Here is a 24,107-nt window from a genome sequence, read left to right on the forward strand (position 1 = left end):
GCATTCGCCGGACACTCCGTGATCTGTTGGTGCTTCAGTTGACCTTGGCGTCGAGAACCTGCGGTTCATTGACGAACTCGGCAGCGTTGTTCTTGGTCATCAGTTTCGGCGGCAACTCGACCAGCTTCTCGGTTTTCCCACCGGTCAAAGCCGACAGCATCGAGTTCATGCCGACATATCCCATCTCGAAGGGGTTCTGGACGATCGTGCCCGCGATCTTGCCTTCCTTGACGAGGCGGTAGGCCGTGGGATCGGTATCGAAGTTGACAAGCTTCACGTCCAGGCGCTTCGCTGCCTCGAGCGTTGCCTCAGCACCGATTGTCGGCGCGTGGTTCTGGAAGAAGACACCAGCGATATCCGGGATCTCGGTCAGAGTATCTTCCATCGTGCGCCGGCCGTCCTCGAGGGAAAGCTTCATCACCTTGCGCGGGAGGACGGTCAGGCCAAGCTCCTTGGCACGCTGCTCAAAGCCGCGATTGCGGTCGATAATGCACTGCACAGCCGGACCGTGGTCGAACACGATGACCTTGGCTCCCTTCGGCACCAGCGTGGCCATGTGATCCGCCGCCATGCGACCACCCATTTCGTTGGCCGTCACCACGTAGGTCACCCAGTCGCCGGAATTCAGGCCGATGTCGGTGACGACGACCGGAATTTTGTTCTTGTTATAGATATTCTTGACCGGATCGGCGAGAACGACGGAATCGCCCGGGAAGATCAGCAGACCATCGATGTTCTGCGTGTAGAGATCTTCGAGATCCCCGACCTGCTTGGTGGTATCGGTGTCGCCGCCGTTGGTCACGAGCAGCTCGACCTTCACGCCCTTCTTTTCCCATTCGGCCATCGCCTTGCGGGCACCGGCGATCTGTGTGCGGAGGAAGGTATTCGTGCCCCAGAATTGGGAATATCCGAGCTTGAACTTATTGCCCGCAGCCATCGCGCTACCGGCGAACGGGGCCGTCAAGACGGATGCCCCAAGTACGGATGCGCCAAGTAGTGTCGAAAACTTCAATAGATCGCGCTTGCTAACAGTCATTCCCACCTCCCTATGCAAAGGACTATTTGTTCTCGAGCCGGCCCGATCGCTCTGCTTAGGAAACGTCGGCGCCATGCCACACGGCAATGACGCCAGCTTCCTAACTCAAAGCCGGCACGGTCCGAGCATGACGATTGGATCCCCGATCGGCAATTATCCCTACGTTCTGGCGCCGATTAGAATTTGATATCGCTGGCGCCAGCCGATGGCAGCCGGCCATAGCCAGCACCAATTGCCATCAGAATGAATGCTGCCTAGCTGCCCACGCACCACCTGGGATTACGTCGCATCCTCACATTAACCTTTGGGAGGACTAGCTCATGCAGGCAAAAGGGAATGGTATGAAGGATTGCGTCGTGCTCGTGACGGGAGCTGCCGGAGGCGTCGGCATGGAAGTCATCCGTCAGCTTGCCGAGAACGATGCCAAGATCATCGCGACGGACATTGCCGATCAGGTTCATGACCTGGAGAAGGACTTCTCCGGCGCCCGGATCACGACGATCACCGGCGACGTATCGAAGAGCGCCGATGTCGAGAAGATTTTCAGTGCTGGTGAGAACAAGTTCGGTGCCGTTCAAGCCCTCATCAGCAACGCCGGCTACATGATTGCCAAGGCGCTGCACGAAACCGCCGAGGAAGACTGGGATGCGGTCCTCGCAGGGAACGCGAAATCCTTCTTCCTGACCGCAAAGCGGGCCCTTCCGAACATGCTCGCCGCCAAGAAGGGATCGATTACAGCGACCGGCTCCATCTCCAGTGTCGTTGGACTACCTTCCCAGGCGGCTTACTGTGCTTCAAAAGGCGCCGTTCTGCAGCTGGTACGGCAACTGGCCGTTGAGTATGCCGGATCGGGTGTGCGCGTAAATGCAGTTGGCCCGGGAGCCATCAATACGCCGTTCCTCACGCGTTATCTGAATGGTCTTCCCGACCCGAAGGCAGGCGCCGATGCAGTGAAAGCCGCTCATCCGATGAAGCGATGGGCCGAACCCGACGAAGTCGCAAAGGCCCTGGTTTTCCTCGCAAGCGACGATGCCGCCTTTATTACCGGCCATATCCTGATGGTCGATGGCGGGTACGTTGCGGGCTGACCCATAGATAGATTCATTCCGATTGGAGAGACGTCATGTCCGTCAGCGCCATCATCGACCCCCATCATCACCTCTGGGATCTCGAAAACTATTCTTATCCCTGGCTTTGCCAAGCCGGCGAGCCGGTGGCTCCGATCGCAGGTAGCCTCCGGTCCATCATGAAGTCTTACTCACTCGCGGACTACCGCGAGGATTCCAAGCGATGGAATGTCGTGAAGGACGTCCATCTCGACGCGCTCTCGGCCGATATTCTCGCCGAGACACGTTGGCTTCAGGATATGAAAAACAAGACGGGTTTCCCGACGGCCATCATAGCCCACGCGGATCTGGAGGCCGACAATGCCGATAGCGTTCTTGCAAGCCACGCTGAAAGCAAGGCGGTCCGCGGCATCCGCCAGATCCTGAACTGGCATCCCGACCCTCGTTACAGCTTCATCGACCGTTCAGACCTGCTGCGAGACCCGAAGTGGCTGAAGGGCTTTGGCCTGCTCAAGAATTACGACTTCTCTTTCGACCTTCAACTCTATCCCCACCAGATGATGGACGCAGCCCGCGTTGCCCGTGACCACGAGGACACGACCATCATCCTGAACCACACCGGAATGCCCCTTCGACGGGATGCCGAAGGCGTTCAGAGCTGGCAAGACGGCATGCGGGCCCTGGCGTCCGTTCCAAGCGTCCACGCCAAGATCTCAGGCCTCGGAATGGTCGACCCTGACTGGACGGTCGCAAGCATCCGGCCATTCGTCCTCAAGACGATCGATTACTTTGGGGTCGATCGGTGCATGTTTGCAAGCAACTTCCCGGTCGACAAGATCTACGCCAGCTTCGACCGGATCTACGAGGCTTTCTTCGAGATCGTGAAGGACCTATCCGATACCGACAAGAAGAAGCTCTTTCATGATAACGCCCTACGTGTCTATCGGCTTTGAAATCGTGTCCGCGAGCGTCGGCGCGTTGCCGCAACTGTAAGCTTCCATGGTAGTTCATGGGAGACACCACGACAGGAGCCACCCCCATCCCCCGTTCGCGGGGGGTGGGGACACCTCAGCTAGAACTCCCGAACCTGCCTCGCCGATCACTCAGCCAATTGGCGCCAAACGCGTGTCCCCTTGCGCCAAGGTCGCAAAGCGACTCGATGCCCACGAGGTAGACCCGAGACAGCCGGAGTTCTATGCCTTCGCCCACGAAAAAGACGAGCATATTGCGACTAGGCTGGAGTCGCTGCTGCGGCAGCGCACTCGACAAGGATCCTCACAAGCTCGTCGCGGTGATGGTTGGCCGGGGCATCTTGCCGGACACAAATTCGCAGGTTTCGCTGCGCCCACGGCTCGGCCAGAGGCAACACCGCCAGTCGCTTCTCGTCTTCCTTCTCAACAGCCGAGCGGGGCACAACGCTGACGCCAGCCCCAGATGCGACAAGATGAACGACGGCCCGATAACCGGGAACCTGCACGCGGATATCGAGGGTGGCGCCAAGAGCTGCAGCATGGCTCAATAGGAAAGTGTTGATCGCGGCGCCTCGCTGCAGTTCAACGAATGGCTCGCGAAGACATTCCTCAAAGCGAACCGGCCTGCCTCTATTGATCGGGCTGCTCAGCGGCACGAGGACAACCAGATCGTCATCGCGATACGGAAAGAACGTTAATTCCTTATGGTTGGCTTGAAGCGCGACGATCCCGACATCGGCTCGACGGTCTGCGACCGCCGCAAGTATGTCGTGGCTGTTCTTCTCTTCGAGTGCGATGCGAACCGATGGATGATGCTTGAAGAAGATTGCAAGATCATCCGGGACAAACGAATTAATCGCGTTGGTATTCGCAAACAGTGTGATCCTTCCGGGCATACCGGCAGAGAAGGGCAGCATATCGGCATGCATCTGCTCAAGCAGCTCGAACGACTTACGAGCGTAGTCAGCTAGAACTGTACCGGCAGGCGTGGGGCTGACCCCCTCGCGGTTTCGCTCGAGAAGGACGGTACCGAGAGTATCCTCAAGCTGCCTAATGCGTTGGCTGACAGAGGATGGCGCCAAGTTACATCGCTGAGCACCGCGCGACAGATTTCCTTCGTCGAGCACCGCGAGAAACACTCTCAAATCGACCAGATCGTAACGCATCTTCTGCCATCGGTTTGTACCGCGTTCGGCTCTGACGAACGCTTCATTCGGAACATACCGCTTCTCGTTCGTCTGGAAAATGGCCTAGCTTCAATTCCAACCTAGAAGAATTTCCAATAACCATCAGTCGCCAACTATCGTAACGGTTTCGGACAAGACGTCTGTAGTTGGCGACAAAAATCAGCATCGGGAGGTTAACAACGTGACCGCGAAGTACGCGAAACGTGTAGGTTTTCTCACAAAGCGCGAAGACATGACGAAGGAGCAGTTCGTCCAGCATTGGCGAACCGTTCATGCGGAGCTGTGCCAGAAGATTCCCGGGCTCAAACGCTACGCCATCAACTTCATTGATCGCGATGTCTATCCTAGCGCGGCCTATGACGGCTTTTCGGAGCTCTGGTTCGAAAGCAAGGAGGCCCATGACGCGTCCCTGTCGAGCCCCGAAGGCAAAACATTGTTGGCCGATCTTCCCAATTTCACTTCTACGATATGCGGGGTGATCGCCTATGAGGAGCGCTTCATCTGGCCAGCCGATGACGGGCTAGGTCTTAATTCGCGCTAGACTTGAATCGTTAATTCAAATGGTAGGGCGGCGCAATGGACGAGCGCCAACTTAAATGTTTCCTAGTCATCTCTGAGACCGGCTCCGTCACGGGAGCCGCCGAGCGCTTGGACATCGCGCAGCCCTCGTTGAGCCAGTTGCTCCTTCGGCTCGAGGAGGAATTGGGCTCGAAGCTCTTCCAGCGGACCTCACGCGGGGTCGTTCTCACCGAGGCCGGACAGGTTTTCCGCGAGCATGCCCGCAACATCATCGCGGACATCGATCGCGCTCGGGATGAGATCAAGGCCGAGGATAGCTATGTCCGATCGGAGGTCACGATAGGCCTGCCGAGCTCTTTTGCCACATTGATCGGCGCCCCCCTCATTGCTGCAGCTGCACATGAAACGCCCCGCGTGCAGCTGCGACTATTCGAGGCGATGTCAGGTCATATTCGCGAGTGGCTGACAAAGGGTGACCTCGACGTCGGCGTTCTCTACGGAATTCAAGACAGCCGACATCTGTTACTGGAGCAAATCGCCGTCGAGGAGCTCTTTCTGGTGGGCCCGCCGAGCGCATTCAGGCACTGCGACCGCCACGGTTTTGCAGATGAGGCTGTTGATCTCAGTGCAGTCGACACTTTCCCCCTTGTTCTGCCGACAGGACAACATGGCCTTCGGCGCTTCGTCGACGAGCGAGCGCGCTCGTCCCAGCTGAAACTCAAGGTGCAACACGAGATCAACTCCCTCACCGTCATCAAGCAGCTGGTGCAGGGCGGCCATGGCTACACCTTGCTTGCGCACGCAGCCATCTCCGACGAACTAAAACGAGGCGAGTTGTCTGCAGCGCGAATCGTAAAGCCCGTCTTCCGGCGCGGGATATTCCTGGCACGCAATCCGGCCCAATTCGTCACGCGCGCGTCAGTCAAGGCCGCCGAAACCCTGACAAACATCGCGTGGGATCTCATCGGCCGGGGGGATTGGCTCGCTACGCGCGTGAAGCGTTCCCGGATAAGCGCTGCGGATGACCGCCTCACGAGATTGTCTCCGAGACTCGTCCAGGTGAATAAAGAACTCTCGCTGGCGCAGGCCGCGAAGTAGTCGTCAAAGCGACGCCTTGGATAAGCATCGATGCAGGGCATCGGAACACGAGCTAGTGCGCAGGCCAATCACGGCCAGAAGTACAACACGGTACCCTATGACTTCAATCGTTAGATGCGAAGCGATGTCGCGCGAGCAACGGCGACCTTCTCGCCCATAGCTTCGCGATACAAATTGTTGGAGGAATTGATGATCAAACCGACGGCGGTTCGCCGCGCCCGGCTGCTGGCCGCCATATGTGCCCTTGGCATATCCACCGGCCCGTCTGATGCCGCGGATAAATTGTCCGTCGGCTACTCGCAATTCTGGGGGACCATTCCGTTCTCGCGAACACAGGTCGCCGGAGCGCGGAAAGCCATGGAGGAATGGAAGGCCAAGGGGGTAGACATCGATCTCATCGTCACCAATGGCGGCAATACCGATACCACCCGCCAAGTGGCCGACCTCGAAGTCCTCCATACACAAGGGATCAACGGTCTCCTGCTCTTTCCTGGCGACAGCATTGTTCTCGCCGAGCCGGTCAAGACAGTGTTCAATGCGAACCACATCCCTGTGGTGGTCACCGATATCGGTCTGCAATCGGGATCATGGGATTTCTTCATCATCACCGACAACGTGACGGGCGGCAGACAAGCCGCGCAGCTGATGGCGAAGAATGTCAAGCCGGGTGCGAAGGTCATCGTCTTCGACTTTGGACCGGCGAACGACAACGTGCAAGCTCGTGTACGAGGCTTCGAGACGGAGGCCAAGGCGCTTGGTCTTATGGTGCTTCCGCGCAAGGTGATCAAGCTGAGCCTCGAAGAAGGCCGGCGCACGATGGAGGATGTTCTGGTCGAGAGCCCCGACATCGCCGGGGTCTTCTTCGAAAACGAAATCGTAGCGCAAGGGGCCGCCGCGACCCTAGAGGCAGCGAAGCGTCAGGATGTCAAGCTCGTGACCTTCGACTTGAGTGCACGCGCGTACGACCTGATAAAGGAGTGAAAGCTTTTGGGCGTCATCGTGCAGGATCCCTTCAGGTTGGTTATGAGGGCATGAATGCCATGGTTACCACCCTGACAGGCGGCAAGCCCAAAGCCCGGATCGACCTCGAAACCAAGGTCCTTACTAAGTAGAACGCCGGAGAATTCGCGTCCGACCCGCAAGTTGGAAACCAACGGCGATAGTGAGTTCGGATCGATCTCCGTCGACACGATCAAATGGGCGTGGATCAAAGGGCGTGCACCATATGATGGCGCCCCATAGGGCAACGTAATAGCAGGTAGATGATAGACACCATTGAGTGCGTTCTCCTGCCCGTGCTTCTAGACCGTGGCGGCAACAGACAGGAGTTGACATCATGTCGAAGCACTTCATTGGTGGCAAATGGGTCGGGGCATCCAATGGCGAGACGACCGATATGATCGATCCCAGCACAGGAAAGGCCTACGGCAAGATCGCGGCGGGCACTGTTGAGGATGTCGATCTGGCCGTCAAGGCAGCCCGCAGCGCCTTCGAAACCGGCGCATGGGGCAAATTGAACGCGGCGGAGCGGGGCCGCATTCTGATCGCCATTTCGCAGCGCATCCTCGAAAAAAAGGAGGAGCTTGCCGCCATCGAAGCGCGCGACACCGGAAAGCCAATGACGGTGGCGAGAAATGACATCAACGCGGTTGCACGGTATTTTGAGTACTATGGCGGCGCAACCGACAAGGTCTATGGACACACGATTCCCTACCTCAACGACCATTTCGTTGCCGTCGTGCGCGAGCCGAAAGGTGTGACCGGTCACATCCTTCCCTGGAACTACCCCGCCCAGATGTTCGGCCGGACACTTGCTCCATCGCTGGCCGTCGGCAACGCAACGGTCCTCAAGCCGGCCGAGGCCGCATCCGCGTCCATTCTACGCCTCGCGGAGCTCGCGACGGAAACTGGGCTTCCCGACGGCGCGATCAATATCGTGACCGGATTTGGAAGCAAAGTTGGGGTGGCACTTACGACCCATCCCGGTGTGAACTTCGTCTCGTTCACGGGCTCCCCTGAGGTTGGGCAGAAGATCCAGAAGCTGGCTGCGGACAACTACATCAATTGCACGCTCGAACTCGGCGGCAAGTCGCCTCAGCTCGTGTTCGAGGATGCCGATTTCGATGCGGCTAGCAAAACCATCTGCGCCGCGATCATTCAGAATAGCGGCCAAACCTGCTCCGCCGGAAGCCGTGTGCTTGTTCAAAAGCGTATCTTCGACGAGTTCATCGCAAGGCTTAGCGAGCGTTTCAAGGCCGTGCGGGTCGGCAGCCCGGAGATGGATCTCGACTGCGGTCCGATCATCACCGCCGGACAGAGGAAGACCGTCCTTGGCTTCATCGATCGCGCCACCGCCAGCGGTCTCCCCCTCCTCGCCGAAGGCCAGATTGCAGAAGGAGTCGACCCGGGCGGGTTCTTCGTCAAGCCCGCGCTATTCGGGCCCGTGCCGACGGATCACGAGCTGGCGCAACAGGAGGTGTTCGGTCCCGTGCTAGCCGCCATTCCGTTCGATGACGAAGATGATGCGGTCCGCATCGCCAACGGAACTGAATTCGGCCTTGTTGCAGCGGTTTGGACGAGGAATGGCGGCCGACAAATGCATCTTGCGAAGCGGCTGCGCTCGGGCCAGGTGTTCGTGAACTGTTACGGGGCGGGTGCGGGCATCGAGTTGCCCTTCGGAGGCACCGGCAAGAGCGGTCATGGACGCGAAAAGGGTCTTGTGGCGATGGACGACTATTCGAACCTCAAGACACTCGTGATCAAGCACGCTTGATCGCTAACCGGGCGGCTCTGATCCGATAGCTCGGAGCCGCCAAAGAAGACGAGGAACAATCATGTCGGCGACAATGCGGGCTATGCAAGCTCACCAGTTCGAGATCCGAGGCCTAAGATTGACCGAGGTCCCTATTCCAACGCCTGGCAAGGGAGAGGTGTTGGTCAAGGTGGAGGCGGCGACGCTGAACTATCGCGACTTGGCCGTACTGGGCGGTGACTACATCAAGGGCCTTCCGTTACCCTATGTCCCCGCCTCCGATGCGTGCGGCACCGTGGCCGAGATCGGGCCTGGCGTCAGCCGGTTCAAGAAGGGAGATCGAATTATTCCGATCTACACCCAGGGTTGGCATGACGGCAAACCTACTCCCGAGCAACGCGCGAAGCGTACACTTGGCGCACCTCTGGCCGGCGTTCTTCAGGATTACATCGTCATCCCGGAAGAGGACGCGGTCACGCCTCCATCGCACTTGACCGACGTGGAGGCCGCCACGCTTCCCATCGCTGGTCTTACAGCGTGGTCAGCTCTGAACGAAGCAAACATCAAATCCGGCGACGACGTTCTCCTTCAAGGAACTGGGGGTGTTTCGCTCTTCGCGCTTCAGTTTGCCAAGCTGGCCGGGGCCAGAGTTACCATTCTGTCGTCGTCCGACGAAAAGCTGGCGCGAGCGAAAGCGCTTGGCGCCGACTTTGGCGTCAACTATCGCACCAGTCCGGAATGGGATGTCGAAGTGAAACGGCTCACCAACGGCCGCGGTGCAGACATCGTGGTCGAGACCATTGGATCATCCTTGGGCAAGTCGTTGAGCGCCGTTGCTTTTGGGGGAACGATCAGTGTCGTCGGGTTTGTCGCTGGCTATTCGACGGAATTGAACATCCGACAGCTGATTGGCCCTTTGGTGAATATCAAAGGGATCGCTGTTGGTTCGAGGCGTGGTTTCGTCGACATGAATCGCGCGATCGCGACGGCTGGGATCAAACCGGTCGTCGACAAGACTTTCGATCTGTCCGAGGCCGCAAGCGCCTTTAACTACATGAAGATTGGCGCACACTTCGGAAAAATAGCTATCACGATCTAATTTGCCATAGCATCGGACGTTACGAACTTTCGCGACGCCATCCGTCTAGCAGGAAAAGCATAGTGACGGGCACGACGGCGTCAGTTGTAGTGCCCGTTTTCCTTTCCAACAACCTTGAGCAAGAGGATGCTTGAACGTGCGCAAGTTCAACAAGATCCTGGTCGCAAACCGAAGCGAAATTGCAATTCGCGTTATGCGGGCGGCGACCGAGCTGAGCAAGACGACGGTGGCGATTTATGCGGAAGAAGACAAGCTTTCATTGCATCGGTTCAAGGCAGACGAGGCTTGTCCGACGAAGCTTCCTTTGTGACAGGGCAGACCCTCTACGTTTGCGGCGGGTTGACCATCGGTAATGCGGCCGCCTGAGGCAGAAGAATATCGGTGTCGAGAAGCGCCGATGCTTCGTTGGTCATCACCTCCTTCAAGATCGCCGCGATCGACTTCCGCTTGGCGAACCATTGGCGGCGAATTCTTGTAAGCAGCTTGGTGGCATCCGTCTTGTCGAGCATGATTGCCCGGGTCGACCAGCGATACGGAAATGCCAGCCGATTGAGGTCGTCGAGAATTCCGGGCGTGGTCGCCGTCGGAAACCCGATTATGGTCAAAACGCGAAGATGCGCCTCGCCCAACACCGGCTCGAGCCCGCCGGTCAGAGGCTGGTCCGCAAGCAGCGCGTCGAGATGCATCGGAATCTCAGGCACGCGAACGCGATGCCGTTTGGTCGAAATCGTGGAGTGCAGGTACGTCAGCGTTCCTTCGTCATCGAGCCAGCCGCATTCCGGCATGAAACCTTCAATGAGCTGCAAGACGCGATTGGTCCGATCGACAAAGCCGCTTAGTACCTCGCGCGCATCTGCACCAGCGGTGCGATGGCTGCCCTCCGAAGGCAAAGGTCACACGTTCGAATCGTGTCGGGTGCGCCAAATTATTCAAAAGCTTAGCACACTTTTCGCGAGCCTCCCGATTTTGGACGTCCGCGCTTTGTGCGCGTAACCGATCGTCCACGAGAACGGCCAACGCCTAAAAGGATATTAAGCGCGGCTTCTTCGGCTTGTCTACGGGCGGGCCTGACGGATGTGACGCCGCACACGCGCCGGCAGACCTGCGCAACTTGGCTAATGCAAAGAGGGGTCTCTATCTGGGACGCCTCCGGCTTCCTCGGGATGAGCCGGGAAACTCTAGAGCGAGTATACGGCCATCATCACCCAGACTTCCTCCAGAGCGCGGCAAGAGCACTTAACTAACATTAAGATGCCGAGCACACTTTTGGATCAAGAAAGCAGCTTCTTCAGGTTGTCCCAATTCCAACTATATAGCCGACCAGCGTTTGGAACAGCGGTGTAGTTTCCGTCCTTGTACCCGATAACTTGGATAATTTTCTTGTCTTCGTCGCGCGCAATAGCGACTTCCGCCAAAACTCCAGAAGCCTGGTGCGTCTTGGGACCAACCATAACAATGACGACATCCGCGCGCTTTATGGCGCGGCGCGCCTTTTCTTTCCAGTCTTTCTCCGGCGCAGCTTCTTTCAGCGAATGATCGATTACACTGAACGGCGAATCTCCGTTGAGATTCTTTAGTCCATGAATATGAATTCCGACGACGCCCAATCCGTTGTCCCAGGCCTTTATAATCTCGTGATTGATCCATTTTCGATTAGCAGTGGCGCTACCGACCAGGACGATGCAGCACGTTCTGCCTTTCATCTGCTCGGCGATCCACCTCTTGATCGCATCATCGCCGCCTTTCGTAACCTTTTCCCAGTCGTTGTCCGGCGCAGGCCTGTTACCTTCGATCGCACCGATATTGCGCACCTGGCTGGCACGCGCATTGTCCGGCACGTAGTGAAAGCTATAAAAACATTTGCGGGCCATCGTTCAACCTTTCGTTAGATATTCAATCAGCTTGAGTATTGGTGCGATCAAATCGTTGGGGTTCTTGACCGCCTTCCCAAGCGGCCGCATCAACGTGCTGATCTTTGACGTGTCCTTCGGAAAGTATGATCCGATTTTCTCAGTGACTTCCTCCCATAGATCTTCCGCCACCCAAGCCGATGAGCCAATGGGTATCAGGTGGAGTCCGTGCGCCTTCGCAGCCTCGAATTCCAGGCGCACACCGTCCGCGCTCACGATTTTTCCATCGACCGACTTATTGCCCATCACAAAAATGGCGATACCAGCTTGGGCGACGAGTTCATCCCGATAGCACTTGTAAGTCTGCGCCCGCACCGTCTCATCGCTTATGCCAATGGGAAAGGGACGCAGGACAAGTTGCTCGTCTATGCTGCGGTGGCTGGTTGAATAGATTTGTTGAACCGCACCCTTTACGACGGCGCTGCCAATCCCAAGGCCGAATCCGCTCGTGATTCGCAAATTCCTGTTAATCAGCTCCGCCGCCAGCTTGGACATGAATTCCTCGGTGGCGCCTTGCCCCCAAGCTCCATAGTCGGACGCGCTTCCCGATATGAAGACTGTCCTTCTCCTGAAACGGCGGTCCATATCCGCGAGCAACCGCGTGACATCGCCGTAATCGTCAATAAAGATCGTTTTGATGTTGAATCGCATCAAGTCTTGCGTGACAAGTTTTTGTTTTGTTTCGGCGTATTCGAACTCGGTTTTGCTTTCCCCCCTGCCTCGGGTCCGCCTCTTCATCACACAGAAATGCTGCCGCTGGTGCTTTTCGAAGCGCGCTCTAATGCGCGAGAGAACGAAATCGAGATTGGGATCGGTGAAGCTAAATCCTAGGAAAAGGAAGGTCTTTTCTACGAGGTCGCCCGACAAGGCTGTAATGAAGGGACCGTGAGTCAACGAATATCGTTCGTAGTCGTCCTTGCTCAAGATGGCCTCTGTGGGGTGCTCAATATCTCCGTGCATCTTGTAGCCGACGGCATCGCGCCCACGGCGCGTTGTGGCGAGCTGATTGACCGTATATTTGGAATCCACGCGCCGGCCGCCGGCCTCCAGCGCCTTCTCGATCAATCGGTCGTAATTTGTCGTCCAATAAGTATGAATTGGTAGTCTTGCTAGCAGTGAATGATTTTCGGTAGGGTTTCCTCCGCGGCCGCAATCTCATCTGCAGCGCAGCCTGTGCTGACATCCCGGCCGTTGTCTCTGATGATCCAGATTGCCTGGTGAGTGATCTTTCCGCTCTTGTTTCGGCGGGCAGCCTTGAGCTGAAGTCGGGCTCCCTTGCTTCTTCGCGGCATAGCTCTCGCATCCGTTCGATATGAGCCACCGTTGTAAATTCCTTGCCGGCAATCTTCTCGATAACCAATCGATTACGATCGCGCTCACGACGCAAACCCGCGACCGTCATTCCTCCCAAAGGAAATGCGATCTTCACGGCATCAGCAAGGCGAAGAGGAGTGTCAGGTGTAATTTCAGGTTGCGTTCGATTTGGCATCGACGCCCACGGCGCGGCTGTTAAAGACCGAAATAGGATGTCGGCGCCTTATTGAGAGTAAAGCTTTCCTTCGTTCCATCGCAGGATCGGCGGTTTCGTCGCAAATTTGAGCAAGCTAAGCGACTTGAAGGAGTGACTGAGCAACACAACTGCCTTTTTGGACCTGCTTTGCTCGTGCTGTAAAGTATAGAAGAGCGTCTTGACCTAACCGCCCTGAACTCCAGACGCCGCGACTAATTAAGAGTCAGTAAAGAGAGTCTGATGCCGGAGCGGCGGACGAATGTCCGACATGTTAGCACCCGGGCGTCCTATTCGCACTCCAAAGAAGCCGAAATCCCTCCGCGCCGTGGGCAATGCTTCTCGGCTGTATTCCTATCTGCTCATTTTGCTTCACCAAGTCTTCGGTCAAAAGGCCGAGAGCGGCGAGGCATTATGCATTTGCGGGACGAGAGGATGCAGCCACCCTACTCTTCGACGGAGGTCGCGGCGGCGATTGGCGTCTCTCTGGATACATTCTATCGCACGCGCCGCCTCAGGCACCAGCGCGATGGCCTGCCTTCGCCGATCAGCGAGCGAGGACCGCTGAAATGGGAACGCACTGGCTTCGATGCTTGGCTTACCCGACATCATCCTATGCGCCCAAAGACGATTGCCAATGACGCATTCGCGCCGCCGCCAGCAGCAAGCGACGAGGATCACCGCGAGCGGCTGCGGAGAGCTTACGGCCAGCACGACTCTTGACAGACTAGATCGCGCTAGATTCCAATGGGCGCCATCTCCTACTGACACTGAGGCTTTCCATGGCCGATCCAAAGTTTCCGCACGTGAAGTGGCGTGATGGCCGTCCTCGGTCGTCGCACGGCGCTTATGCCAGAGCTCTCGGCTTTGTCGATGCCGACTTGCGCCACCCGCCCTACGATCAAAAAGGACGTCCGGTCGGTGCGTGGTTCAATCTCCAAGAAGCATCGGACTTTTCAGACAAACGAAAGTCAGAAATCGAGGCGGCGCGCCGCGCTGGCAAGCTGCCGAAGAAAATTACGATCCGGAAGCGTTCTACTATCGAAGACCTATTGGACGATTGGAGTAAATCGGTTGAATTCAAGGCGCTGTCGTCCGCCTCGCAATCCTCCTATCGCAAATGTATCTCCGCCATCTTGTACCGACCGCAATCACGTGAATCTGCGGCTAGGATGCGTGCAGAGATCCGTGCCGCCAAGCTGCTAGGTGTGGCCGAGCCCGTACGAGAACTTGAGGCGATTGCAACTGCCACTCCGACATCAATCGGCAAACCGGAATTTCGCGCCTTCTATAATTACGCGAAATCGGCTCGCGGCCATCATATGGCCCTTTCGATGATAGCGACGCTCTCGGCGGCGTTCACTTGGGGGCAGGAAAGCACCCTGTGGCGTCTCGGTCCCAACCCGCGAGAAGGCATGGAGTTCGATCATCCAGAGGGACGCATCGTGCAGGTTGCGATGCCCGAATTTTCCGCCTGGGTCGCTGCAGCGGATGCGATCGAACGGCCTTCCGTCGGCGATAGCTTTCACCTGGCGTTGTTCACGGGGCAGCGCCAGACCGACCGTCTAATTATGCGCAATGAGAGCGACGTCGAGGGCCGGCACGCATTCCGGCAGAGCAAAACTGGCGAGCTTGTCGACATCAAAGAGGCGCCCCAACTCAGCGCACGGCTAAATGCCTCTCGTGCACGAGTAAAGGAGCTCAAGCTTCGGCTTCAACTGGATAGGGTGCCGCCCGAGCTAGTGGTCAATGAGGCCAATGGCGAGCCTTATGACGAGAGTACCTACCGCCATTGGGTGTCGACCGCCCGAGCTGTCGCTGTATTCGGTTTTCTGACGCGCGACGACGCGCGCCAGGCAATCGTACGCGCAGAACGATTGAACGCTGACCTGATTAAAGATGTCGACAAGCTCTTCGCGCCGTTCCCCCTCGATGAGCAGAATAAAGCGCAGCGCACTCGAGCGGTCGATCAGCGCAAGCGCGCATTAGCGGAATGGCTGGATGCTAAGACCGCTCGCGACAGCAATGGCGACGATACAGCATGGCGCGTGAAGCCTTGCCCGACCTTAATGTTCGTCAACGTGGCCGGCGAACTCGACCAAAAGCACGACCAGGACCTACGCGATACCTGCGTCATGCTTCTCGATCGGGCTGGCTGTGACTTGCTGACGATCTGCGACATCACTGGGCATTCATACCGAAGCGCGCAGACTATCGTGAAGCACTACCGCGCCCGCAACGCGGCTCGCGCTGATTCCGGTATCGACAGGCTTGAATTGCAGGTGCGAAAGGAAGGAATGAAGAGCTGAACGCAGGCTGGTGGGTCTCATTTGGCTGCGCGTGTCAGCGGTGGATCTTGGGCCCTAATTATCCGACTCGTCGCACGGCGTGCGACGTACGACCATCAAAAGCGTCGCACGAGACCCGGTTTGTTCTGCCGAGGAATTAAAAAAAGCCCTTGCGGGCCAATCCCTTAAGATGGTGGGCGCACCAGGGCTCGAACCTGGGACCCGCTGATTAAGAGTCAGCTGCTCTACCAACTGAGCTATGCGCCCGAAAGGCGGTTAAGGCCTTGCGAGGCCGGTCGTTTAGCAAAGCGATCCGGGTATGGCAAGCGATGGGACGCAAGTTTTCCAAGGCTTCGTCCACACGTCCAAAAAAGCGAAAAGCCGCCGGATTCCAGCGGCTTCGCCAGGGTTAATCCGGGGACAATCCGGCCCGGCTCAGAGTCGGCCTTCGCGGTCCCGGTCCGGACCGCCGTCCCGGTCGAAACGGTCACGGTGGAAGTGCTCCATGCCGCGCTCCATCATGCGGTCCATGCCGCGTTCCATGAAGTGGCGGGGCGGGCTGTCCTCGCCGCCGCCGAATGGGCCGCGGTGGCGGGTCAGCACCGCGAGGCGCCGCTTCTGGCCCTCGTCCAGCGTCTTGTAGAGCGGATCGGCGGCATCGGCGATCTTCTTCAGGGCCGCGGAACTGGCGCCCATGTCCTCGGCGCGCTGGCGCAGGCGCGCAATCGGATCCTCCGGCTTGTCGGTATCGCCCGGGCCGGCATTCATCCGCGCATTGGCGCGGTCGATGCGCAGCTTGGCGAAATCGCGCACGGCGACCTCGACCGGCGGCCACAGCTTCTCCTGATCGGCATTGAGCTTCAGGCCGGCATGGACGGCGGCGATCCGCGCGTCGACGAAGGCGGCGCGGTCCTCGGGGTTCATGCGGATGTGATGGAAGCGCTCCATCCACGGGCGATGATATTGAGCATAGACCACGCCCGAGCCGGCGATGCTGAGCACGGCAATGGCAGCGATGGTGAACTTCCTCATACGGACCTCCTCTGGAAGGATGCCCTGAGGATGAGCGCGGTGCGGCTGACGCGCAACTTACAACTTGGACAGGAAGCGGCGCTCTTACGACGACGTGACGCCTGATTTTACCGCCAGCCACAATTGGAAATCATTCGCAACAAAAGGCTTCCGTGCAGCTCGCACGGAAGCCCCCTTCATCGTCTTTCCAGATCAGTTGGTCGTGCTCTTGGCTTCCTTCAGGAATTCGTCGATCAGCGGCTGGCCGACGCGGCTTGCGGCGTCCTTGTAGACCGGCTCCATCGCCTTGCGCATCGCCTCGTCCTGCTCGCCCGTGAGCTTGATGATCTCGCTCTTGCCGCTCTTCTTGATCTCGGCGAGCGCGTCGTCGTTCTCCTTCTGCGACTGCGCGTTGCTGAAGGCGGTTGCCTCCTTCATCGCCTTCGAAAGCTGGTCGCGGATGTCGGCCGGCAAATCGTCCCAGAACTTCTTGTTCACGATCACGACGTAGCCGATGTAACCGTGATTGGTCTCGGTGATGTACTTCTGCACCTCGTGCATCTTCTGGGTATAGATGTTCGACCAGGTGTTCTCCTGTCCGTCGACGACGCCGGTCTGGAGTGCCTGGTAGACTTCCGAGAACGCCATCACCTGCGGCAGCGAGCCGAGCGCCTTGAACTGGGCCTGGAGCACGCGCGAGGACTGGATGCGGAATTTCACGCCCTGATAGTCGGCAGGCGCGATCAGCTTCTTGTTGGCGCTCATCTGCTTGAAGCCGTTGTCCCAATAGGCAAGTCCCGTGATGCCCTTGGCGTCCAGCAGCTTGAGCAGCTTTGCGCCGAGCGGGCCTTCCGTCACCTTCCGCAGCGTCTTCAGGTCGGGAAGGATGTAGGGCAGATCGAACACCTCGAACTCGCGGATGCCGAGCGGACCGAATTTCGAGTTGGACGGCGCCAGCATCTGCACGCTGCCGAGCTGGAGCGCCTCGAGCTCTTCCTTGTCCTTGTAGAGGGTCGAGTTCGGATAGACTTCGACCTTGACCTTGCCGCCGGTGTACTTCTCGGCGAGCTCCTTGAATTTCTCCGCCCCCTTGCCCTTCGGCGTGTCGGTGGCGACGACGTGGCTGAATTTGATGATGATCGGGTCGGCGCTGGCGGGGCCGACAAGGCCCAAGGCCAAAGCCGCGACGGAGGCCGCGATCGCAAAGGTGCGCATAATCTCTCCCTGGTGTTATTGGGCCGCTCGGCATGCCGAGCGGCCTATCCTCATGCCGACAGCATCAATACAAGCCGGCAGCCTGCACGGCTATTGGCCGTTAGCAGGGCAGGTATTCATGGTGAATGCCGCGAGCATCGCTGCGCCCTCTCCCGCTTGCGGGAGAGGGTTGGGGAGAGCGCGGGGACATTCCCTGTGAGAACGGAGTCTTCACCCGCCTCGCTCCGGCGCGCAAGTGCGCTGCCGAGCGCGTCGGCCTCTCCCACCAGCGGGAGAGGCGAAGTCAGCCGCGTCAGCTCGCCGCTGCCGCCGTCACCGTATCGCGCTGGCGCTTCATGACGATCTTGTTGAGCGCGCCGAGATAGGCCTTTGCGGAGGCCACCAGCGTATCCGGGTCCGCCGCACGCGCCGTCATCGAACGGCCGTCCTGCGACAGCCGCACCGAGACCTCGGCCTGTGCGTCGGTGCCTTCGGTTACCGCGTGAACCTGGTACAGCTCGAGCTTGGCCTCGTGCGGCACCAGGCGCTTGATGCAGTTGAACACCGCGTCGACCGGACCGTTGCCCTCGGCCTCCTCGATCTTGATCTGGCCGTCGACGTCGAGCTTCATGGTCGCGCGCTGCGGGCCATGGGTGCCGGCGATCACGGTCAGCGAGGTCAGCTTGATGCGGTCGTGCGAGGCCGCGATCTCCTCGTCGACCAGCGCCTCGATGTCCTCGTCGTAGATGTCCTTCTTGCGGTCGGCCAGCGCCTTCATCCGCGTGAACGCATCTTCCAGTTGGTTCGGACCGAGCTTGTAGCCCATCTCCTCGAGCTTGTGCACGAAGGCATGACGGCCGGAATGCTTGCCCAGCACCAGCGAGGACTGCTTCAGGCCGACCATCTCGGGGCGCATGATCTCGTAGGTGGAGGCGTCCTTCAGCACGCCGTCCTGGTGGATGCCGCTCTCATGCGCGAACGCGTTCCGGCCGACGATGGCCTTGTTGTACTGCACCGGGAACGAGGTCGCCGCCGATACCATCTTCGAGGCGCGGGTCAGCTGCGTGGTGTCGATCTTGTTCCAGTACGGGAATTTGTCGTTGCGCACGTTGATCGCCATCACGATCTCTTCGAGCGCCGCGTTACCGGCGCGCTCGCCGATGCCGTTGATGGTGCACTCGACCTGGCGCGCGCCGCCGACCACGCCGGCCAGCGAGTTCGCCACGGCCATGCCGAGGTCGTTATGGCAGTGCACGGAGAACACCGCCTTGTCCGAGTTCGGCACGCGCTCGATTAGCGTCTTCATGAAGTGGGTGTATTCCTCCGGCACCGTATAGCCGACGGTGTCGGGGATGTTCACCGTGGTGGCGCCGGCTTTGATCACGGCCTCGACGATGCGGCACAGAAAGTCCATCTCGCTGCGGGTGCCGTCCTCGGCCGACCATTCGACGTCGTCGATCTGGTTGCGGGCGCGCGCGACCATGGCGACCGAGGTCTCGATCACCTGCTCCGGGGTCTTGTTCAGCTTCACCCGCATGTGCAGCGGCGAGGTCGCAATCACGGTGTGGACGCGACCGCGCTTGGCGAACTTCACCGCCTCGGCGCAGCGGTCGATGTCGGCCGGGTGCGCGCGCGACAGACCGGCGATCACCGAATTCTTGGAGCGGCGTGCGATCTCGCTGACCGCCTGAAAGTCGCCTTCGGAGGTGATCGGGAAGCCGGCCTCGATGACGTCGACGCCCATATCGTCCAGGAGCTCGGCAACCTCGAGCTTCTCCTCGAAGGTCATGGTGGCGCCGGGGCACTGCTCGCCGTCGCGCAGCGTGGTGTCGAAAATGATGACGCGGTCCTTGTCGGACTTGTTCACGGTGGCCATTCCAAATTTCCTTTTGAGCTTTTGCGCCGTTCAGTCTGCTGGGCGCTTGAGGTGTCTGGTGATCTCGACCAACCCCTGAGCGCCCAGGCGCGTGGCGCCCAGCCGGCCCTCAGGGGCAGCTAAGAAGAAGCCCGCCAAGGAGGAGGGTGGGCAGCAGCGCGGCCGGGATCGTGGCGGCGGCCACAGCCACCTCCCCCGAAATCCCATCGATTTGGCCGCGAATCAGCATTGCCAGACCCTTTTTGAGCCCACAATCCTCGGTCAAAACCGTTGACGGTTGGTTGCCGGGGGCTCGATACGCCCGTTTCTAGACGAGAAACGGCCGCAACTGCAACGCCAAAAGATGGTCAGGAGAACTGACCTAGTAGGGGGAATTTGTCGGCTAGCGCGCGACTGCCGGCTATCCGGTGCCGGTGCGACGGGCGCGGGCCCTGCTCTCCCAGCGGTTCAGCATCTGGCCAAGCTCGCCGGTGGTAACCACGGCGGCGCCGGCGTTCGTGATCTCGTTGGTGTTTGCCGGCGCGTGGGCGGAGAGCCAATCCGGCTCAGTGTATTCACGCCAGCGGCGTGCCTCCGCCCGCCTTTTGCGGGAGACGTAGTCGCGCGTGAAGTAGCCGGCCGCAAATGGGATCGCGAGCAGAATGACCAGGACGACAATTTGCACAATGAGCTCCGGCTTTATCCCCGTCAGCCTCCAACCCAAACGCATTCGAAGGTGACGAAATTGCGACCCGCCTCGCGCAGCGGTTTCGATTCCACCACTCGCAACCGGCTGCGGACCGCATTAACCTCCGCCCGTTCGGCCGGATCAACCGGCCAGCGAACATGATCGGGAGGACGCGATGACACGCCAAGAGGCTCGTGACGGAGAGCAGCGTGACCACGATGGTGCGCTGTCACGACGAACACTCGTCCAAGGAGTTGTACAAGGGCTTGCGCTCGGCGCCGCCGCCACAATGGCTGGAGCCGGCTCCGCGCTGGCGCAGGCCGGCCCCGCCGCACCGCCAACGACGATCACCACCCCGCCGCGCGACTTCGGCCCCAGTGGCGCGCCGACCACCTATTTCTGGGACCCCGACATCATCGCCGTCGATCCGTCCTTCGACGATCTCGCGCAGCCCAACACCGCGATCAAGCGGCTCTACACCGGTGTGCTCTGGGCCGAGGGCCCGGCCTGGAGCGCGCAAGGACGTTATCTGCTGTGGAGCGACATTCCCAACAACCGTCAGATGCGCTGGAGCGAGGACGACGGTCGCGTCAGCGTGTTTCGTGCGCCGTCCAACAATTCCAACGGCAACTCATTCGACTTCCAGGGCCGCCAGCTTTCCTGCGAACACCTGACGCGTCGGGTGACCCGCTATGAGCATGACGGCACCGCCACCGTGCTCGCGGACTCCTATCAGGGCAAGAAGCTGAACTCGCCGAACGACATCGCCGCGCATCCCGACGGCAGCTACTGGTTCACCGATCCGCCCTATGGCGGCCAGCTCTACGAAGGCGAGCCCGATGTCGCAGGCGGCCCGAGCAATGCAGGCGGCAAGCTCAATCCGCGGATCGGACAACCCGCCGGCTTCGTGGCAGGCAAGCGCGAGTTGCCGACCAACTGCTATCGCATCGACCCTTCGGGCCGCATCGACCTCGTCGTCACCGAAGACCAGGTGCCAGATCCGAACGGCCTCTGCTTCTCGCCCGATTACAAGAAGCTCTACATCGCCTCGACCGGCAAGGGACCGGGCGACACCGGAGCGGGCGGCAAGGGCGAGATCTTCGTGTTCGACGTCGGCAGCGACAACAAGCTCTCCAACCCTAAGAAGTTCAGCGATTGCGTGATCGACGGCGTGAAGTGCGGGCCGGATGGCCTGCGCTGTGACGTCAACGGCAATGTCTGGGCCTCCAGCAATGCCGGGCGCGCCGTCGGCTACAACGGCGTGACGGTGTGGTCACCTGACGGTAAGCTGCTCGGCCGCATCCGCCTGCCGGAAGTGTGCGGCAACGTCTGCTTCGGTGGCCCCAAGCGCAACCGCCTGTTCATGGCGGCGAGCCAGTCGCTCTACGCGGTCTACACGGCGACGCAAGGCGCAGGCCCGGGCTGAGCGATGCAAGCTCCATTGCGAAGCGGCGCCGGCGCTCCTCGCCGGCGCCGAATTGTTTTGATAATCCTTCGGCGCGCGAGTGCACTTCGAGGAGAAAACCATGCGTGTCGTGATCTGCGGCGGCGGCGTGATCGGCGCATGCACCGCTTGGTTTCTGCGGCGCTGCGGCATCGACGTCATTGTGGTGGAGCGGACAGAGGTCGCGGCCGCAGCCTCCGGCAAGGCTGGTGGCTTCCTGGCGGGCGACTGGTGCGCCGGCACGCCGCTCGATGCGCTGGCGCGTCGTAGCTTTGCGCTTCACGCACAACTGCCGGAGCAGATCGCGGGCGATTGGGGCTATCGCGCGATGTCCGCATATAGCGGATTCGTTGCAGCCGATAGTGATCCTCGCCGGGACTCACCATCCGCGCTCGGCTGGCTGAGTGACGGCGTCATCATCGCACAGCGCATCGGCACGCCAAAAACCACTGCGACGGTCCATCCCGGAAAATTCACGTCGGCCACGATGAACGGGGCACTCGCGCTAGGTGCGGAGCTTCGCCTCGGCCGCGTCACCGGCATCGTGCGCGACGCAGATGAAATAGCCGCAAAGGGCGTCGAGGTCGAGGGCAGCGTGATCGAGGCGGACGCCGTCGTCATCGCCATGGGACCATGGTCGCTGCTGGCCGCACAATGGATGAGCCTGCCCGCGGTCTACGGCCATCGCAGCCCGAGCATCGTGTACGACACCGGCGCGGACGTGCCGGCCGATGCGCTGTTCCTCGAGCATGAGGACGGCGGCAGCGCCGTGTCGATCGAGGTTTTCCCGCGCGCCGATGGTAGCACGCATATCACGGCACTCTCCGACATCGCATCGCTGCCGCTCGATCCTGCAGCCGTGACGCCGGACCAGGACGCGATCGCGCGCCTGCAGGCGATGAGCGAGCGGCTGTCGCCGTTGTTCCGGCCCGAGAAGATCATCGCGCGGCAGGCCTGCTTCCGCCCGGTGACGCAGGACGGCTTGCCGTTGATCGGCAAGGTGCCGCAGAGCGAGGGTCTCTACGTTGCGACCGGACACAATGTCTGGGGCATTCTCAACGCACCCGCCACCGGTGAGGCGTTGGCGCAGCTGATCGCCGAGGGGACAACGCAGATCGACCTCTCACCATTCGATCCCGTGCGGCTTAGTCCACTTGATCCGTCGCTACTGCAAGCGCGCTGACCTGGACGGTGGCATGTTGGCAGCGTACATGCATAGGCGCCGACGAAATCTGCATGCCTGCGCTACTCTCTATTTGCGCGACGCTAGACTTTAGTCCGCCTCTCACAATCCTGAATGCAGTTTCACTTGCCGAGAATGCCCTCGCCGGTATAGTCGCGCCCCAATAGCTCACAAGAGGCTTGCTCAAGGGAGAAAAACAACATGAAGAAAAGACTCTCTGTTGCGTTGCGAATTCGCTCGACGCCGCCGTGACCGGCGCGCCGGAAGACGTCGTCAGGACTGACGTCAGTCTCCAGGCCTCCATCAAGCCCACCGCAAATTGAACGGAACGGCATCCGGGCCTTGCCCGGAAAGCATTCCGCATGCGGTGCACGCAGCAGCTTTTCCTCCAAGCGGCAGCCAGACTGCCCGGCCAATTCTCAATGCGAGCATTCCAGATTTTGATCGATGGCTTTGCCATCAGCGCTCTCTACGCTCTCGGTGCCACCGGCTTCACGCTGATCTTCGGCGTCTCCGGCGTGCTCAACCTCTCTCACGGTGCCATCATGGTGGCTGCAGCGGTGGCGGCCTGGGCCGCCGCCAGCATCCTCAATGTCGGCACCTATGCCGGCGCGCTGATCGGCGTCGGCGTCGCGCTTCTCACCGCCTTCGCCACCTATTTCGCGGTGGTGAAGCCGATCCAGGATTCGCGGCGCATCCCGAATGAAGAGAAGGAGATCTTCGTCCTCACTGGCACCCTGCTGTGGGGCATCATGATCCAGGAGCTGATCGCCTATTTCTTCACCAACAACGCCAAGACGGTGCTGCCGATCGTCGATGGCGTGGTCGAGATCCTCGGCGTCCGCACGCCGCGCAACGAGATTTTTACGGCGATCGTCTGCTGCCTGGTCATCGCGCTGCTGTGGCTCCTGGTGAACCGCACCCGCACCGGCAAGGCCGTGCTGGCGGCGTCGATGAACCCGCGCGGTGTCACGCTGCTCGGGCTCGAGCTCACCAACATCTACATCGTGGTGTGGGCGATCTATGGCATCTTGGCCGGCATTGCCGGTGTGCTGCTCGGCATGTTCCTAGGAGTCAGCTCCTACAGCGTCGGTCCGCTGACCGCGAGCGCGTTCTCGATCGTCGTGCTCGGCGGGCTCGGCAGCGTGTCCGGCTCGCTGATCGCGGCCTTCGTGGTCGGCTATCTCGAAACCCTGACGGCTTACCTGCTCTCGCCGGCCTACCGCACCATCCCGGCGCTGCTGCTGCTCGTCTTCGTGATGTACATCCGGCCCCAGGGCCTTCTGGGGAGGCGCTGA

At 59.8% G+C, this 24,107-nt stretch carries 22 protein-coding genes, 2 tRNA genes and 1 pseudogene; 14 read left to right on the forward strand and 11 right to left on the reverse strand.

Translation table 11 applies throughout. The features are described 5' to 3' along the window. Positions 1 to 34: 34 nt before the first annotated feature. Positions 35 to 1,111, reverse strand: coding sequence for a substrate-binding domain-containing protein (locus tag LRP30_RS34345; RefSeq protein ID WP_249757692.1), 1,077 nt, complete (start codon positions 1,109 to 1,111; stop codon positions 35 to 37). A 245-nt stretch (positions 1,112 to 1,356) separates the two neighbouring features. Here LRP30_RS34345 and LRP30_RS34350 point away from each other — a divergent pair, with 245 nt between their 5' ends. Together LRP30_RS34350 and LRP30_RS34355 are read left to right on the forward strand one after the other, a co-directional pair. Further along, complete coding sequence (locus tag LRP30_RS34350) at positions 1,357 to 2,124, forward strand: SDR family oxidoreductase (RefSeq protein ID WP_249757693.1); 768 nt, start codon at positions 1,357 to 1,359, stop codon at positions 2,122 to 2,124. Positions 2,125 to 2,159: 35 nt separating this feature from the next. Continuing rightward, positions 2,160 to 3,056 (forward strand): amidohydrolase family protein, encoded by an 897-nt coding sequence (locus tag LRP30_RS34355; RefSeq protein ID WP_249757694.1) that lies wholly within the window; start codon positions 2,160 to 2,162, stop codon positions 3,054 to 3,056. Positions 3,057 to 3,334: 278 nt separating this feature from the next. Here the strand turns inward: LRP30_RS34355 and LRP30_RS34360 are convergent, their stop codons facing one another. After that, on the reverse strand, positions 3,335 to 4,240 hold the full coding sequence (locus LRP30_RS34360; RefSeq protein ID WP_249757695.1) for a LysR family transcriptional regulator: 906 nt from the start codon (positions 4,238 to 4,240) through the stop codon (positions 3,335 to 3,337). A gap of 202 nt (positions 4,241 to 4,442) precedes the next feature. On the opposite strand from LRP30_RS34360, the gene LRP30_RS34365 reads away from it, so the two are divergent. The 6 genes from LRP30_RS34365 to LRP30_RS34390 all read left to right on the forward strand — a co-directional run bounded on the left by LRP30_RS34365 (position 4,443) and on the right by LRP30_RS34390 (position 10,039). Further along, positions 4,443 to 4,802, forward strand: a complete 360-nt coding sequence (locus LRP30_RS34365; RefSeq protein WP_249757696.1) for an EthD family reductase — start codon at positions 4,443 to 4,445, stop codon at positions 4,800 to 4,802. 35 nt (positions 4,803 to 4,837) lie between these two features. After that, positions 4,838 to 5,878 carry a LysR substrate-binding domain-containing protein gene (locus tag LRP30_RS34370; protein WP_249757697.1) on the forward strand — a complete coding sequence of 347 codons (1,041 nt, stop codon included), beginning with the start codon at positions 4,838 to 4,840 and terminating at the stop codon, positions 5,876 to 5,878. 189 nt (positions 5,879 to 6,067) lie between these two features. Next, the gene (locus LRP30_RS34375) at positions 6,068 to 6,859 is read left to right on the forward strand and encodes a substrate-binding domain-containing protein (protein ID WP_249757698.1); all 792 of its coding nucleotides are present in this window, start codon (positions 6,068 to 6,070) and stop codon (positions 6,857 to 6,859) included. A 415-nt stretch (positions 6,860 to 7,274) separates the two neighbouring features. Continuing rightward, positions 7,275 to 8,651: an aldehyde dehydrogenase family protein gene (locus LRP30_RS34380; RefSeq protein ID WP_249757699.1), complete on the forward strand. Its 1,377-nt coding sequence runs from the start codon at positions 7,275 to 7,277 to the stop codon at positions 8,649 to 8,651. 157 nt (positions 8,652 to 8,808) lie between these two features. Then, complete coding sequence (locus LRP30_RS34385; RefSeq protein ID WP_249761901.1) at positions 8,809 to 9,729, forward strand: NAD(P)-dependent alcohol dehydrogenase; 921 nt, start codon at positions 8,809 to 8,811, stop codon at positions 9,727 to 9,729. Between the two features lie 136 nt (positions 9,730 to 9,865). Further along, entirely contained in the window at positions 9,866 to 10,039 is a 174-nt protein-coding gene (locus LRP30_RS34390; protein ID WP_249757700.1) for a biotin carboxylase N-terminal domain-containing protein, read from the forward strand. Between the two features lie 67 nt (positions 10,040 to 10,106). Here LRP30_RS34390 and LRP30_RS34395 read toward each other — a convergent pair. Further along, a pseudogene (locus LRP30_RS34395) lies at positions 10,107 to 10,598 on the reverse strand (conjugal transfer protein TrbE); the annotation flags it as partial. Between LRP30_RS34395 and LRP30_RS34400 the strand changes: the two are divergent. After that, positions 10,579 to 10,652 (forward strand) — tRNA-Arg (locus LRP30_RS34400). The pseudogene LRP30_RS34395 and the gene LRP30_RS34400 overlap by 20 nt on opposite strands. Before the next feature lie 60 nt (positions 10,653 to 10,712). Then, positions 10,713 to 10,973, forward strand: coding sequence for a tyrosine-type recombinase/integrase (locus LRP30_RS34405; RefSeq protein ID WP_249757701.1), 261 nt, complete (start codon positions 10,713 to 10,715; stop codon positions 10,971 to 10,973). A 27-nt stretch (positions 10,974 to 11,000) separates the two neighbouring features. Here the strand turns inward: LRP30_RS34405 and LRP30_RS34410 are convergent, their stop codons facing one another. Beyond that, positions 11,001 to 11,600 (reverse strand): TIR domain-containing protein, encoded by a 600-nt coding sequence (locus LRP30_RS34410; RefSeq protein WP_249757702.1) that lies wholly within the window; start codon positions 11,598 to 11,600, stop codon positions 11,001 to 11,003. Between the two features lie 3 nt (positions 11,601 to 11,603). Beyond that, on the reverse strand, positions 11,604 to 12,704 hold the full coding sequence (locus tag LRP30_RS34415; RefSeq protein WP_249757703.1) for an SIR2 family protein: 1,101 nt from the start codon (positions 12,702 to 12,704) through the stop codon (positions 11,604 to 11,606). A gap of 1,224 nt (positions 12,705 to 13,928) precedes the next feature. Between LRP30_RS34415 and LRP30_RS34420 the strand changes: the two genes are divergently transcribed. After that, positions 13,929 to 15,455, forward strand: a complete 1,527-nt coding sequence (locus LRP30_RS34420; protein ID WP_249757704.1) for a hypothetical protein — start codon at positions 13,929 to 13,931, stop codon at positions 15,453 to 15,455. 170 nt (positions 15,456 to 15,625) lie between these two features. Here the strand turns inward: LRP30_RS34420 and LRP30_RS34425 are convergent. The 5 genes from LRP30_RS34425 to LRP30_RS34445 form a co-directional block, all read right to left on the reverse strand. Continuing rightward, positions 15,626 to 15,701 (reverse strand) — tRNA-Lys (locus LRP30_RS34425). Positions 15,702 to 15,869: 168 nt separating this feature from the next. Continuing rightward, positions 15,870 to 16,466 carry a Spy/CpxP family protein refolding chaperone gene (locus tag LRP30_RS34430; RefSeq protein ID WP_249757705.1) on the reverse strand — a complete coding sequence of 199 codons (597 nt, stop codon included), beginning with the start codon at positions 16,464 to 16,466 and terminating at the stop codon, positions 15,870 to 15,872. Between the two features lie 192 nt (positions 16,467 to 16,658). Beyond that, positions 16,659 to 17,660 (reverse strand): TRAP transporter substrate-binding protein, encoded by a 1,002-nt coding sequence (locus LRP30_RS34435; RefSeq protein ID WP_128935916.1) that lies wholly within the window; start codon positions 17,658 to 17,660, stop codon positions 16,659 to 16,661. Between the two features lie 292 nt (positions 17,661 to 17,952). Beyond that, complete coding sequence (locus LRP30_RS34440; protein WP_128942811.1) at positions 17,953 to 19,515, reverse strand: 2-isopropylmalate synthase; 1,563 nt, start codon at positions 19,513 to 19,515, stop codon at positions 17,953 to 17,955. A gap of 400 nt (positions 19,516 to 19,915) precedes the next feature. Next, positions 19,916 to 20,182: a hypothetical protein gene (locus LRP30_RS34445; protein ID WP_128942825.1), complete on the reverse strand. Its 267-nt coding sequence runs from the start codon at positions 20,180 to 20,182 to the stop codon at positions 19,916 to 19,918. A gap of 175 nt (positions 20,183 to 20,357) precedes the next feature. Here LRP30_RS34445 and LRP30_RS34450 point away from each other — a divergent pair, with 175 nt between their 5' ends. Both LRP30_RS34450 and LRP30_RS34455 read left to right on the forward strand, forming a co-directional pair. Continuing rightward, entirely contained in the window at positions 20,358 to 21,608 is a 1,251-nt protein-coding gene (locus LRP30_RS34450; protein WP_249757706.1) for an SMP-30/gluconolactonase/LRE family protein, read from the forward strand. Between the two features lie 100 nt (positions 21,609 to 21,708). Next, the gene (locus LRP30_RS34455; protein ID WP_249757707.1) at positions 21,709 to 22,809 is read left to right on the forward strand and encodes an FAD-dependent oxidoreductase; all 1,101 of its coding nucleotides are present in this window, start codon (positions 21,709 to 21,711) and stop codon (positions 22,807 to 22,809) included. 122 nt (positions 22,810 to 22,931) lie between these two features. Here the strand turns inward: LRP30_RS34455 and LRP30_RS34460 are convergent, their stop codons facing one another. Beyond that, positions 22,932 to 23,201, reverse strand: a complete 270-nt coding sequence (locus LRP30_RS34460) for a hypothetical protein (protein ID WP_128942814.1) — start codon at positions 23,199 to 23,201, stop codon at positions 22,932 to 22,934. Positions 23,202 to 23,231: 30 nt separating this feature from the next. Between LRP30_RS34460 and LRP30_RS34465 the strand changes: the two genes are divergently transcribed. Then, positions 23,232 to 24,107: a branched-chain amino acid ABC transporter permease gene (locus LRP30_RS34465; protein WP_091878870.1), complete on the forward strand. Its 876-nt coding sequence runs from the start codon at positions 23,232 to 23,234 to the stop codon at positions 24,105 to 24,107.

Origin of the sequence: Bradyrhizobium sp. C-145, from assembly GCF_023375135.1 — a bacterium.
Classification (GTDB): Bacteria; Pseudomonadota; Alphaproteobacteria; order Rhizobiales; family Xanthobacteraceae; genus Bradyrhizobium; species Bradyrhizobium zhanjiangense.